This is a genomic window from Saccharopolyspora sp. CA-218241, assembly GCF_050954615.1.
GTDB classification, from domain to species: Bacteria; Actinomycetota; Actinomycetes; order Mycobacteriales; family Pseudonocardiaceae; genus Saccharopolyspora; species Saccharopolyspora cebuensis.
In genome coordinates, this window is sequence record NZ_CP191860.1 from 4,465,457 (window position 1) to 4,477,771 (window position 12,315).

12 protein-coding genes are annotated in these 12,315 nt (G+C 73.0%); 5 read left to right on the forward strand and 7 right to left on the reverse strand.

Annotated features, from left to right (window positions below; genetic code table 11):
* Window positions 1–58: 58 nt before the first annotated feature.
* The 4 genes from ACQP0T_RS21230 to ACQP0T_RS21245 all read left to right on the forward strand — a co-directional run bounded on the left by ACQP0T_RS21230 (window position 59) and on the right by ACQP0T_RS21245 (window position 5,288).
* Window positions 59–2,809 carry a helix-turn-helix transcriptional regulator gene (locus ACQP0T_RS21230; RefSeq protein WP_433869654.1) on the forward strand — a complete coding sequence of 917 codons (2,751 nt, stop codon included), beginning with the start codon at window positions 59–61 and terminating at the stop codon, window positions 2,807–2,809.
* A 139-nt stretch (window positions 2,810–2,948) separates the two neighbouring features.
* Window positions 2,949–3,773 (forward strand): alpha/beta fold hydrolase, encoded by an 825-nt coding sequence (locus ACQP0T_RS21235; protein ID WP_433869655.1) that lies wholly within the window; start codon window positions 2,949–2,951, stop codon window positions 3,771–3,773.
* A 192-nt stretch (window positions 3,774–3,965) separates the two neighbouring features.
* A complete protein-coding gene (locus ACQP0T_RS21240; protein ID WP_433869656.1) occupies window positions 3,966–4,658 on the forward strand; it encodes an SDR family NAD(P)-dependent oxidoreductase in 693 nt (230 codons plus the stop codon).
* A 237-nt stretch (window positions 4,659–4,895) separates the two neighbouring features.
* Window positions 4,896–5,288 (forward strand): ester cyclase, encoded by a 393-nt coding sequence (locus ACQP0T_RS21245; protein WP_433869657.1) that lies wholly within the window; start codon window positions 4,896–4,898, stop codon window positions 5,286–5,288.
* 145 nt (window positions 5,289–5,433) lie between these two features.
* Here ACQP0T_RS21245 and ACQP0T_RS21250 read toward each other — a convergent pair whose 3' ends face one another.
* The 7 genes from ACQP0T_RS21250 to rimO all read right to left on the reverse strand — a co-directional run bounded on the left by ACQP0T_RS21250 (window position 5,434) and on the right by rimO (window position 11,656).
* Window positions 5,434–6,159, reverse strand: coding sequence for an SDR family NAD(P)-dependent oxidoreductase (locus tag ACQP0T_RS21250; protein ID WP_433869658.1), 726 nt, complete (start codon window positions 6,157–6,159; stop codon window positions 5,434–5,436).
* Window positions 6,160–6,560: 401 nt separating this feature from the next.
* The gene (pspM, locus tag ACQP0T_RS21255; protein WP_433869659.1) at window positions 6,561–7,409 is read right to left on the reverse strand and encodes a phage shock envelope stress response protein PspM; all 849 of its coding nucleotides are present in this window, start codon (window positions 7,407–7,409) and stop codon (window positions 6,561–6,563) included.
* 11 nt (window positions 7,410–7,420) lie between these two features.
* Complete coding sequence (locus ACQP0T_RS21260) at window positions 7,421–8,257, reverse strand: PspA/IM30 family protein (protein WP_345355240.1); 837 nt, start codon at window positions 8,255–8,257, stop codon at window positions 7,421–7,423.
* Window positions 8,258–8,532: 275 nt separating this feature from the next.
* On the reverse strand, window positions 8,533–8,967 hold the full coding sequence (locus tag ACQP0T_RS21265) for a helix-turn-helix domain-containing protein (protein WP_433869660.1): 435 nt from the start codon (window positions 8,965–8,967) through the stop codon (window positions 8,533–8,535).
* Between the two features lie 180 nt (window positions 8,968–9,147).
* Window positions 9,148–9,639: a CinA family protein gene (locus tag ACQP0T_RS21270; RefSeq protein ID WP_433869661.1), complete on the reverse strand. Its 492-nt coding sequence runs from the start codon at window positions 9,637–9,639 to the stop codon at window positions 9,148–9,150.
* Complete coding sequence (gene pgsA / locus ACQP0T_RS21275; protein WP_345355249.1) at window positions 9,636–10,235, reverse strand: CDP-diacylglycerol--glycerol-3-phosphate 3-phosphatidyltransferase; 600 nt, start codon at window positions 10,233–10,235, stop codon at window positions 9,636–9,638. The genes ACQP0T_RS21270 and pgsA overlap by 4 nt, the downstream gene beginning before the upstream one ends.
* Window positions 10,236–10,237: 2 nt before the next feature.
* Window positions 10,238–11,656 carry a 30S ribosomal protein S12 methylthiotransferase RimO gene (gene rimO / locus ACQP0T_RS21280; protein ID WP_433869662.1) on the reverse strand — a complete coding sequence of 473 codons (1,419 nt, stop codon included), beginning with the start codon at window positions 11,654–11,656 and terminating at the stop codon, window positions 10,238–10,240.
* 137 nt (window positions 11,657–11,793) lie between these two features.
* Here rimO and ACQP0T_RS21285 point away from each other — a divergent pair, with 137 nt between their 5' ends.
* Window positions 11,794–12,309: an amino-acid N-acetyltransferase gene (locus ACQP0T_RS21285; RefSeq protein ID WP_433869663.1), complete on the forward strand. Its 516-nt coding sequence runs from the start codon at window positions 11,794–11,796 to the stop codon at window positions 12,307–12,309.
* Window positions 12,310–12,315 lie beyond the last annotated feature (6 nt).

Genomic DNA, 12,315 nt, shown 5'->3' on the forward strand with positions numbered 1-12,315 from the left:
ACCGCTTCCGCGCGGCGGGAGGAAGGGCACAGCGCATGCGAGGCGGGCTGGATCAGTGATGGGCTTGGGCTTCGAGCCGGCCGGGCTGGTCGGCCGGGACCGCGAGCTCGCCGAGCTCGCAGTGTTCCTGGACAAGACCGCGACGGACGGAGCCACCGCGCTGCTCACCGGTGAGCCGGGGGTGGGGAAGACGGCGCTCCTCGACGCAGCCGCCGCACTGGCGGACGCGCAGGGTGTCCGGGTCATCCGGGGGAGCGGCGTCGAGTACGAGACGGACATCAGCTTCGCCGGGCTCCACCAGCTCGTCGCCGCGCTGCCGCACGAGCTCGGTCGGCTGCCGCGTTCCCTACGGGGAGCGCTCGAGGTCGCGCTCGGTCTCGGCGCCGGTCCCGCGCCGAGCCGGATCACCGTCCTGAACGCGGCGCTGTCGCTGTTCGAGGAGGCCGCGAAGGACCGGCCGCTGCTCCTCGTGGTCGACGACATCCATGTCGTCGACCACGCGAGCCGATCGGCAGTGGGATTCGTCGCCAGAAGACTGGGTGGTCGCCGCATCGGGTTGCTCGGCGCCCAACGAGTGGAGTCCGGCGAACCCGTCCGGTCCACAGGCCTGGCCGAGGTCGAGGTCACGCCGCTCACCGACGCGGACGCACTGCGATTGCTCTCCCGGCGCTTCGCGCACCTGCCCCGCCGGGTCCTTTCGAACGTGGCGCGAGAAGCGCAGGGAAATCCCCTCGCCCTGCTGGAGTTCGCCGGGTCCGCCATCGTGTCCGGCGACCGCGACGGCCCCGGAGCGGGGTGGGCGAGCGGGCCGGGCCGGGACGTCCGTGCTCTGTACGGCGCCCGCGTCCAACGGCTGCCGCGAAGGACGCGCGACCTCCTGCTGCTCGCGGCGCTCGAAGGTTCCGGCGACATCGGCGTCCTCGAGGCGGCCGGTGGGCCGGGCGGGCTCGGGGGGCTCGCTCCTGCGGAGCGCGACCACCTGGTCATGGTCGCGGAGAGCGGCCGCGCGGTGCGCTTTCGGCATCCGCTGGTCAGGTCCGCGGTGGTCGACGGCTCCACCGGTGAGCAGCGGCGCGAGGCGCACCGCCGGCTGGCCGACGCGCTGGTGGACCAGCCCGAGCGTCGCGGTGATCACCTCGCACGAGCCACGACGGTGCCCGACGAAGCGGTCGCCGCCGTGATCGAGTCGGCGGCCCGGCGCAGCCTGCGGCGCGGCGACGCCGACGGCGCCGTCGCGAGGCTGCGGCGCGCGGCCGAGCTGAGCCCCGACCAGGCGCATCGCACGCGCCGCCTCTCGCGGGCCGCGTACATCGCTGCCTGGGTCGCGGGCTATCTGGAGATCTCGCACGAGATCATGCGCGAGGTGCAGGGCGATCCGGCGGCCCGGCCGCTCTCAGCGGCTGCGGCCGCCGGCTACCTGGCGCTGGTCACAGAGGGTGACGCCGACACGGCCCACGGTCTCCTGGTGGAGGCGGTCGAGCAGGTCCCGGCCCCGTCCGGACCGCCACCCGGCGAGCTGGAGACCGCGCTGTTCACCCTCACCATCGTCAGCGAGTTCTCGGGCCGGCCGGAGCACTGGCGACCGCTGGTCGACGTGCTCGCCCGGTTCCCCACGGCATCGCCCATCGCCGCGACGTCGCTGGGGCGCATCCACCACGACCTCGGCTCCGTCACCGACGACATGCTGCGCCGCCTGGACGAGGAGATCGCGCGACTGAAGGGCCAGGCCGACGCCGACGTGGTCATCCGCACCGCCCTGGCCGCCTCGTACTTCGATCGGCTCCCGGGCTGCCGCGAGGCGGTGTCCCGGGTGGTGCGCGATGGCGGCGCGGTGGGTGCGAGCATGCCGGCCCTGGTCTTCCTCGCCCTCGACGACCTGTACGCCGGGCGGTGGCAGGCGTCGGCCGACGCCGCGGCTGAACTCATCGCGCTGTGCGAGGAGACGGGGTACCACCTGTTCGCCCAAGGGGGGCACTACGTCGCCGCGATGGCCGCGGCGCAGCGTGGCGACCTCGACACGTGCCATGAGCACTGCGAGAACATCCGGGCATGGTCGGGGCCCAGGCGCCTGCGGCGCCTGGAGAACCACGCCCACCAGGCGTTGGCCCGGGCGGCCCTCGGCGCCGCCGACTTCGAGACGGCCTACCGGCACGCCACGACGATCTGCGCCCCCGGCGCGCTGGCGCCCTTCAACCACGAAGCGGTGCTGTCCGCGCCGGACCTCGTCGAGGCCGCCGTGCGCTCCGGCCGGCGGACGGAGGCCCGACGGCACGCGGACGCGTTGCGCGACGCCGCTCTCGGCCGCTTGTCGTCGCGATTGGCGCTGTGCACGGCCACGGTCACGGCGATGACATCGGCTCCCGACGCCATGGCCCAACGCTTCGAGGAAGCCCTCGGGCTGCCGGACATCCAGCAGTGGCCCTTCGAGGTCGGCCGCGCTCAGCTGGCCTACGGCGAGGAACTGCGCCGTCGAGGGCTCCACCGCGACTCCCGGGCGCAGCTGGCTGCCGCCCGCGGCCGCTTCGAGGAGCTCGGGGCCCGCTCGTGGGCGGCCCGGGCGGCGGCGGAACTCCGGGCCACCGGAATGACGCGGACCTCCCGGGGGAAGGCGGGAGAAGCCCTCACCCCGCAGGAGCTGGAAGTCGCCAGGATGGCGGCGACCGGGTTGTCGAACCCGCAGATCGCCTCCCGGCTGTTCCTGTCGCCGCGGACGGTGTCGTCCCACCTCTACCGCGTGTTCCCGAAGCTCGGCATCACCTCGCGCGCCGAACTCCGCGACGCGCTGGAGGCCTTGCCCACCGAGCCGTAGTACTACCCCGGCCCCGGCGTAAGCACGCCGTCGGCCGGATGTCAGTCAACTGACAGAGGCTGCCGGCGCGGTGGCTGAGCCACTCTCGTGGAGACATCGACGACGCCCGGCGCTCGGGCGGGACCACGAGGAGCAGACCATGCCGTACGTCACCACCGGCGACGGAGCCGAGATCTTCTACAAGGACTGGGGCACGGGCCGGCCCGTCATGTTCCACCACGGCTGGCCGCTGAGCTCGGACGACTGGGACCCCCAACTGCTGTTCTTCGTCCAGCGGGGCTACCGCGTCATCGCCCACGACCGCCGGGGGCACGGGCGCTCCGCCCAGGTCGGCCACGGGCACGACATGGACCACTACGCGGCGGACGCCGCTGCCGTGGTGGCGCACCTCGGCCTGCGCGACGTCGTCCACGTCGGCCACTCGACCGGTGGCGGCGAAGTCGCCCGGTACGTGGCCAGGCACGGCGCCGGACGGGTCGCCAAGGCCGTCCTCATCGGAGCGGTCCCGCCGCTCATGGTCCGCACCGAAGCGAATCCGGAAGGGCTGCCGGTGGAGGTCTTCGACGGCTTCCGCGAGGCCGTGGTCACCAACCGCTCCCAGTTCTACCTCGACATCGCCTCCGGACCGTTCTACGGGTTCAACCGCCCGGGCGCGGAGGCGTCCCAGGGTGTCATCCGGAACTGGTGGCGCCAGGGGATGGCCGGGGGCGCGCAGGCGCACTACGAGGGGATCAAGGCGTTCTCGGAGACCGACTTCACCGACGACCTCCGGGCGATCGACGTGCCCACCCTGTTCCTGCACGGCGACGACGACCAGATCGTTCCGATCGCCAACTCCGCCGAGGTGGCGGTCACGCTGGTCGAGAACGCTCGGCTGACGGTCTACCCGGGGTTGTCGCACGGCATGTCCACCGTGAACGCCGAGACCATCAACGCCGACCTCCTCGATTTCATCGAGGGCTGACACCGGGCCGGCGGCCGGCCACCGGCACGGTGCGGAAGACCGCCTTCGCCTGGGCGCAGGTCGCCAGGACCGGACGCCTCCAGGAGCGCACCGGTGCCGAACAGCCGCACCACCACGAATCGGCCCGCGGGTGCTCCCAGGAGTCGCCGTCCGGGAGCACCCGGGCCGAGAACGCGTACGGGAGAGCAGGACATGACCACCACATTGATCACCGGGGCCAACAGGGGGCTCGGCCACGAGATGGCGCGCCAACTCGTCGGGGCGGGCCACGAGGTCTGGATCGGGGCCCGGGACGCCGAGAACGGCCGCGAGGCCGCCGACCGGCTCGGCGCCGGTTTCGTCCAGCTGGATGTGACCGATGACGCGTCGGTCGACGCGGCGGTCGCGACGCTGCGTGCGCAGGCCGGCCACCTGGACGTCCTCGTCAACAACGCCGGCCTCCTCGGTGAGGTCACCGCCCCGGAGGACATGACGGCCGATCAGATCCGCCACGTCTACGAGACCAACGTCTTCGGGCTGGTACGCGTCACGCACGCGTTCCTGCCTCTGCTGCGAGCGGCGACCGCGCCCTCGGTCATCAACGTCACCAGCGGGCTCGGGTCGTTCACGCTGGTCCAGGACCCGGAACGGGTCGAATCGCAGCATCCGCTCGCCGCCTACGGCTCGTCGAAGAGCGCGGTGACCATGCTGACCGTGCAGTACGCCAGGGCGATCCCGGACGTCCGCTTCAACGCGGTGGACCCCGGCCAGACCGCGACCGACTTCACCGGCCGCATCGGGCACAGCGTCGAGGAGGGCGCCGAGGCAGCGGTACGCATCGCCACCCTCGGGCCGGACACGCCCACCGGCACGGTGACCGACCGTGCCGGTGCGCTCCCGTGGTGACGCGCACCGCCGCGGCGGTCCTGGACACCGCGGACCGCGGGCGAGTTCCCCGCCTCGCCGGGGAGCAGGCGCCGCCCTGACCCGGGGGCCGAGGAACGCGGCGCGCTCCGCCGGCCCACCCGCACCGCCCACCCGCACCGCCTGACCGCACAGCGCGACCGCACGCGCGGCCGACCCATTCGCGGGAAGACACCACTCGGTCCCGCCCCAGGGCGGGGCCCCAGGAAGGAGAACACCATGTCCGCCACCAACCTGCGCGACTTCTACGAGCGCTACGTCGCGGCGCTCAACGCGCGCGAGTTCGGCCGCATGGACGAGTTCGTGCACGAATCGATCGTCATGCACAGCGAGCCGAGCACCCGCGCGGCCCTCGTCGCGCAGTTGCACAGCATCGTCGACGCGGTCCCCGATTTCCACTGGGAAGTCCAGGACCTCGCCATCAACGGCGACAGCATCGCCGTCCGTGCGCTCAACACCGGCACCCCCACCAAGGAGTGGCTCGGCGCGGCTCCCACCGGCCAGTCGATCGAGATCGTCGAGTACGCCATCTACCGGGTCCGCGACGGGAAGTTCCTGCACATGTCGGCCGTCCACGACGCCGCAGCCCTCCAGGAGCAGCTCGCGGGCTGACCCGGTCAGGTCCGGCCGGCGCAGAGCCCGGCGCGAAGCGGATGCCTCGTCCTCCCGGGCGGGGCATCCGCCCTGCGCAGTGCCCAGCACGGGCCCGGGTCGCGGCGAGCGGCACGCCGCTGCCGGTCCGCGCACCGAGCCGGATTCACTCGACCCTGAACTTGTCGGCGAGCTGGAACCCGAACTCCTCGGGCAGGTCGTGGTGGAAGACCTCGGCAACGTCGCGCTCGACGTGGGCCTTCCAATAGAGGTCGGCGATCACGTCCGGCTCCGAGTCCGGTCGGCCGCTCCCGATCCTCGCGCCCAAGGCGATGTGCGCGACGTGCACGCCACGGTCGGCGAGTGATTCGTTCAGCGCGAGGAACCAGTTGCGCATGGCAGCGTTGGCGACATTCGCGTTGGCCACCTGCGGGACGACCATCGGGCCCGATCCGGCACCGCTCGTACCGAGGATGGTGCCGGCACCTCGGTCGAGCATGCCGGGGAGGACTTGGCGGACAGCGGCGACCGCGCCGAAGAAGTTGGTCTCGAGCGCGGGCACAACGGCTTCGACGGTGAGATCGACCGCGGCGACGAGCGGCCGGTCCACCAGGTCCGACGGCGTCGGGGCAGGTGAGTACTCCAGGACGTCGATGGACCCGAAGTGCTCCTCCGCGGCAGCTAGCGCCTTTCCGAGGCTCGGGCGGTCGGTGACATCGGCTGAGAAAGCGGCAGCCGACACCCCTGCGCTCCGAAACTTGTCGACCATGGCCGCGAGTCGCGCTTCGCCTCGCGCCACGAGCGCGACGTTGAAGCCGCCCTTCTCGGCGAACTTCGCACCGATGGCGAACCCGAGTTGCGGCCCCGCCCCGACGATCGCGATGGTCGACACAGCACGTCCTCCAACAGCGGATCCGCATGCCCTGGTGGCGGCTGTCGCGGTGGCGGACCCGGCCCGGCGCACCGACCAGCCGATGCTCGACCTCCTCGTCGAACTCCTCCTGATCATCATGCCACGGCTTCGCGACCGGCCGAGGCCGAACGCCAGCACACGGAGACCCGCGGCACGTCACCGCGGTAGCCGCTCGCCGCCCCCGTGGGAATTCCCTCCCCTTCGCGGCGGCCTGCCGCCTGACACGAGGCCGCGCTGCTCACCCGCGGCGCCAAAGACGCCCCATCAGGTCCGGGGCCGGCGCCCGGCGCGCCCGACCGGCGGCGCGGACCGGAGGCGCTGTCGGTGTGCCTCTCCACGGGACGCGAAACCGCGCCCGGACGACCGGCGCGGCAGGTCGGTCAGCGACCTCGCCCGCTCGGCGGGGGCGCGGCCGGGCCGCCGGGACCGAACAGCTCCCGCAGCCCCTCCGCGAGCCCGGCCAGCCGGTCCGTGGCGTCCTGCAGCAACGTGCGCTGCTCCGGTGCCCCGCTGGCGGCCACCGCGCGGCCCGCCGCGGCGACCAGCCGCCCGTACTCCGCGACGCCCTCATCGAGCTCGTCGCGCATCCGCTGGATCGCCTCCCGCAGCTCGGTGCGCTCGGCGGCCGGGGCGTGCTCCAGCGCGCCCTCCACGGACTGCAACCGCGCCGCCACGGCGCGCAGCTCGGCCGCCGCGGCGTCCGCGGTGCCCTTCGCATCGGCCGCGGTGCTGCCCGAGTCGACCGAGGCTAGCTGCTCCACCGCGCCGTGCAGGGTCCGCTCCGCGTCGCGCAACCGCTGCATCGGTTCCCGCGCCGCCGAGCCCGACGGCGGCAGCGCCACCGGTTCCCGCGGCGGGTCCGGCAGCGGCGTGCGGCGCAACGACAGGTAGCGCACCCCGGCACCGACGGCACCGATCGCACCGGCCACCGCGACCCCGCCGAGGCCGAAGGTCGCGATGTCCTGCGCAGCCGCCGTGAACGCGCCCAGCTCCGCCGCTTCCCACAGGCTCGCGCTCGAGGCCGAGACGTAGGACCCGGCACCGAACACCCCGGCGGTGGCCGCGCCGCCCACCGCACCGCCCTTGGCCACGCGGCGCCGGCGGATCAGCCTGGCGCGCGGATCGCGCCACCGGCCGAGCCTGCGCCGGAACTCCGTGAGCACCGGGCCGCGAAGCTGTTCGAGGGCGGTCTCGCCCAACTGGACCAACTCGTCGCGGCGCGGCTTCACGGTGACTCCACTCAGGCCTGACCGGTCTGCGGGTTCTGCTGCTGCTGGTGCGGGCGGGTGGCGGGCTCGCCGGCCTCCTGGCCCCCGGTGACCTGCTGCTGACCGCCGGTGACCTCCTGCTGCTGGTCACCGCCCATCGAGGCGCGGAGCTGGGCCAGGCGGCTGGCACCGGCGGCGTCCACGGACGCCTGCTGGACCTCCATCATCCGGCCCTGCACGCTGTTCTGGGCGAGCTCGGCCTCGCCGAGCGCGGTGGTGTAGCGCTGCTCGATCTTGTCCCGGACCTCTTCCAGGGACGGCGTGTTGCCCGGGGCGGCCACCTCGGTCATCTGGCGCAGCGAGCTGGACACCTGCTCCTGCATCTTGGCCTGCTCCAGCTGGCTGAGCAGCTTGGTGCGCTCGGCGATCTTCTGCTGGAGCACCTGGGCGTTGCGCTCGACGGCCTGCTTGGCCTGCTCGGCGGCTTGCAGCGACTGGTCGTGCAGGGTCTTGAGGTCCTCGACGCCCTGCTCGGCGGTGACGAGCTGGCTGGCGAGCTGGGTGGCGGTCTCCTCGTACTTCTGCGCCGCCGCCTCGTCACCGTTGGAGCGCGACTGGTCGGCCATCACCAGCGCCTGCTTCGCGGAGGCCTGGAGCTTCTCGACCTCGCCGAGCTGGCGGTTGAGCTTCATCTCGAGCTGGCGCTGGTTGCCGATCACCGAGGCGGCCTGCTGGGAGAGGGCCTGGTGCTGCCGCTGCGCTTCCTCGATGGCCTGCTGGATCTGCACCTTCGGGTCGGCGTGCTCGTCGACCTTCGACGAGAACGACGCCATCAGGTACTTCCAGAACTTCACGAACGGGTTGGCCATCTCCTCCGCCTGCCTTCTCTGCTGCTCGGCTGCCCTGCCGCCCCGAGGACGGCTGATTCCATCGTGTCAGGTCGACGTGTCGGCTTCCACCGAACCGGGGAGATCTCCGGGGATTCCCCGACCGTACCCGAGATCGAACCAGGGCAGCCGCGCACGCGGCGCACCGGGGGCCCTTTTCGCCCGACCCGGTTCACCGGTGCCCGAGCACGCGCGCGGTGGGGTGGCCGACCCGCACCGCCATGCGTGCTGGACCGCAGCTGAGGCGCGCGGCGTCCTCAGGCCGCGACGACGACGCCGCCCGAACCGCGCACCGGGGCGCTGATCCGCTGGCTGAGCACGGGCTGCAACCGCAGGTCCGACCCGTCGGCGCTGTTGCGCACCTCACCATCACCGGCGCCCTGCTCGGCCAGCTCGGCCTCGGCGAACACCAAGCGGTCGTCCTCGGCGGCCTGGCCGACCACGGACGGCGCGAGCATGGTCTCGTCGAGATCACCCGCGACGGTCATCAGGAGTTCCGGCAGCGGCAGCTCCAGCGCGTCGCAGATGGAGGAGAGCAGCTCGCTGGACGCCTCCTTGCGCCCGCGTTCGACCTCGGAGAGATACCCCAGACTCACCCGGGCAGCGCGCGAAACGTCACGCAGGGTGCGAGACTGAGCGGTCCGGGCGCGGCGCAGCCGGTCACCGACCGCCTCCCGCAACAACACGGTCATCGCGCGCCTCCCTTCCTTCATCGCTTCCGCGTGCACGACGCGTGAACGCCCCCTACGTTACTCATCCCCGGGCGGGAACGAGAACGATCGGCGACAAGTCCGCCCAGGGCGAACGACGGGCCACCAGGCCCGGTCGAGCGCGTTCGGAGCTCAGGTCCAGCGCACACGCCATCACGATGTTCAACGCACCAGTTCGGCCACGTGTTCCAACGCCACCCGAACGGCCGCCGCCCGGACCCGGTGCCGATCGCCGTCGAGGCGCACCGAGCGCACCGAGCGCGCCTCGGGCCCGGCGACCCCGACGTGGACCACGCCCGGTTCGACGCCGTCCTGCGGTTCCGGCCCGGCCACGCCGGTCAGCCCGACGCCCCAGTCGGCCCCGCAGCGCGTCCGCGCACCGGCAGCCAGCGCCGCGGCGACCTCCGGGTCCACCGCACCGCGCTCGGCCAGCAGCTCCGGGTCGACCCCGGCCAGCTCCGCCTTGAGGTCGGTGGCGTAGACCACTAGCCCGCCGCGCACCACCGCGCTGGACCCGGCGACGTCGGTCAGCGCGGCGGCCACCAGCCCGGCGGTGAGCGACTCCGCCGTGGCCAGGGTCTCGCCCCGGCCGCGCAGCCGCGCCAGCAGGTCCGCGACCCGCTCGCGCGGCAGGTCGAGCGCCTCGACGATCACGAGCTCCGCGCCCCCGCCCGCAACCGCACCGCGCGGACCGCGTAGTCCGCGCCGGTCACCACGGTGGCCGCCAGCGCCGCCCCGAGCACCACCCAGCGCAGCAGGTCGAACGCCGCGCCGAGCGGCAGCAGGTACAGCCCGATCGCGATGGCCTGGAGCAGCGTCTTGAGCTTGCCGCCGCGGCTGGCGGCGATCACCCCGTGCCGGATCACCCAGAACCGCAGCGCGGTGACCAGCAGCTCGCGCCCGATGATCACCCAGGTGACCCACCACGCGAGGTCGTCGAGCAGGCTCAGCCCGATCAGCGCGGCCCCGGTCAGCGCCTTGTCGGCGATCGGGTCGGCGACCTTGCCGAAGTCGGTCACCAGGCCGCGCTTGCGCGCCAGGTCGCCGTCGACGCGGTCGGTGATGGAGGCGATCACGAAGACCGCGAAGGCGACCCACCGCCACAGCGCGTCCTGGCCGGCGTCCCAGAACAGCGCGACCAGGAAGAACGGCACCAGCGCCAGCCGCGACACGGTCAGCACGTTGGCGATGTTGAGCAGCGGCACCGGTCCGGGGCCGGACGGCTGCGACGACGCGTTGCCCGCCGTCATGGTCACTCCCCGGAGGTGGTGCCCAGTGGGCGGACGACGAGGTCCACGCCCTCGGTGTCCACCACCCGGCAGGTCAGCACCTCGCCCACCGCGGCGTCGACCGGCTCCGCGATCGCGCACTCGCCGTCGACCTCCGGCCCCTGGTGCTCGGCGCGCCCGACGAAGCGGCCGTCCTCGAACCGCTCCAGGAGCACCCGCACCTCGGTGCCGATCCGGTCCTCGGCCCGCTGGTCGATCAGCTCGTCGACGAGCCCGGTGATCTCCTCGACGCGGGCGTCGATCTCGGCCTGGTCGAGCTTGCCGTCGAAGCCCGCGGCCTCGGTGCCCTCCTCGTCGGAGTAGCCGAACACGCCGACGGCGTCCATCCGGGCCCGGGTGAGGAAGTCCCGCAGCTCGGCGAAGTCCTCCTCGGTCTCGCCGGGGAACCCGACGATCACGTTGCTGCGGATGCCCGCCTCCGGGGCCAGCTCGCGGATCTGCTCGACGAGCCCCAGGAACGCCTCGGTGGAGCCGAACCGGCGCATCCGGCGCAGCACCCGCTCGCTCGAGTGCTGGAACGACATGTCGAAGTACGGCGCCACCCCGGGGGTGGTCGCGATCGTCCGGACCAGACCGGGCTTGGTCTCGGCCGGCTGGAGGTAGGAGACCCGGACCCGGTCCAGGCCCGGCACCTCGGCCAGCCGGGGCAGCAGCTTCTCCAGCGCCCGCTGGTCGGCCAGGTCCTTGCCGTAGGAGGTGGAGTTCTCGCTGACCAGGAACACCTCGCGGACGCCCTGCTCGGCCAGCCAGGCGGCCTCGGCGAGCACGTCCTCGGGGGCGCGGGACAGGAACGAGCCGCGGAACGACGGGATGGCGCAGAACGAGCAGCGGCGGTCGCAGCCGGAGGCGAGCTTGAGCGCGGCGACCGGCGAGTCGTCCAGCCGCTTGCGGGCCACCGGGCGGGTCGAGGGCACCCAGCCGTGGCCGGGCACCGAGATGTCCGCGGCGGCGGACGGGCGGCTGACCGGGCTGATCGGCAGCATCGTCCGGCGGTCGACGGGCTGGTGCGGGGCGACCGCGCGTCCGGCGAGCACGTCGTCGAGGCGCTCGCCCAGCGCGCCGTAGTGGTCGAAGCCGAGCACCGCGTCGGCTTCGGGCAGGTGTTCGGCGAGTTCGGCGCCGTAGCGCTCGGCCATGCACCCGACGGCGACCACCTTGGCCCCGGTGTCGGAGGCGGCGAGCAGCGTGTCCACCGAGTCCTTCTTCGCGGAGTCGACGAAGCCGCAGGTGTTGACCACCACGACGTCGGCCTGCTCGTCGGCCTCGACGAGGTCCCAGCCGTGGCCGTGCAGGTTCCCGACGAGTTCCTCGGAATCGACCTCGTTGCGCGCGCAACCGAGCGTGATCATGGCGACTCGGCGGTGTTCGTGCTCGGTTGACATGCTCCGAGCCTATCGCCCGGTCCGGCGCCGCCGACGTGCTGCTCCGCCCGCGCGGCGGCGCCGGGTGCCGACGATCACCTCGACGGCGCGGCGCGGGTCCTCGCCTCGACGATCAGCATAGGTTAGGCTCACCTAACGTGAATGCTTCGGTCCAGGTGCGCCCCGCCCGCGTCGGCGACGTGCGAGCGATCAAGGAACTCATCGACCACTACGCGGGCAAGGTCGTGCTCGGCAAGGAGCTCGTGACCCTGTACGAGGACGTCCAGGAGTTCTGGGTCGCCGAGGTGACCGAGGACGGCGAACGCCGGATCGCCGGGTGCGGCGCGCTGCACGTGCTCTGGCAGGACCTCGGCGAGATCCGCACCGTGGCCGTGGACCCGACCGCCAAGGGCCTGGGCATCGGGACCTCGCTCGTCGAACGGCTCATCGCCACGGCCGCCGAGCTCGGCCTCCGCCGGCTGTTCGTGCTCACCTTCGAGACGGACTTCTTCGGCAGGCACGGCTTCCGGCCGATCTCGGACACCCCGGTGCCGCCGGAGGTCTACGAGGAGATCCGCCGCTCGCCGGACGAGGGCGTCGCGCAGTTCCTCGACCTGGCCCACGTCAAGCCCAACACCCTCGGCAACACGCGGATGCTGCTGCGGCTGAGCTGAATCCCG

Excerpts from the sequence above, each read along its gene's own strand:
- ACQP0T_RS21230 (WP_433869654.1), top strand. The coding sequence starts at position 59 with ATGGGCTTGGGCTTCGAGCCGGCCGGGCTGGTCGGCCGGGACCGCGAG.
- rimO (WP_433869662.1), bottom strand. The coding sequence starts at position 11,656 with ATGTCAACCGAGCACGAACACCGCCGAGTCGCCATGATCACGCTCGGT.
- ACQP0T_RS21245 (WP_433869657.1), top strand. The coding sequence starts at position 4,896 with ATGTCCGCCACCAACCTGCGCGACTTCTACGAGCGCTACGTCGCGGCG.
- ACQP0T_RS21260 (WP_345355240.1), bottom strand. The coding sequence starts at position 8,257 with ATGGCCAACCCGTTCGTGAAGTTCTGGAAGTACCTGATGGCGTCGTTC.
- ACQP0T_RS21240 (WP_433869656.1), top strand. The coding sequence starts at position 3,966 with ATGACCACCACATTGATCACCGGGGCCAACAGGGGGCTCGGCCACGAG.
- ACQP0T_RS21235 (WP_433869655.1), top strand. The coding sequence starts at position 2,949 with ATGCCGTACGTCACCACCGGCGACGGAGCCGAGATCTTCTACAAGGAC.
- pgsA (WP_345355249.1), bottom strand. The coding sequence starts at position 10,235 with ATGACGGCGGGCAACGCGTCGTCGCAGCCGTCCGGCCCCGGACCGGTG.
- ACQP0T_RS21265 (WP_433869660.1), bottom strand. The coding sequence starts at position 8,967 with ATGACCGTGTTGTTGCGGGAGGCGGTCGGTGACCGGCTGCGCCGCGCC.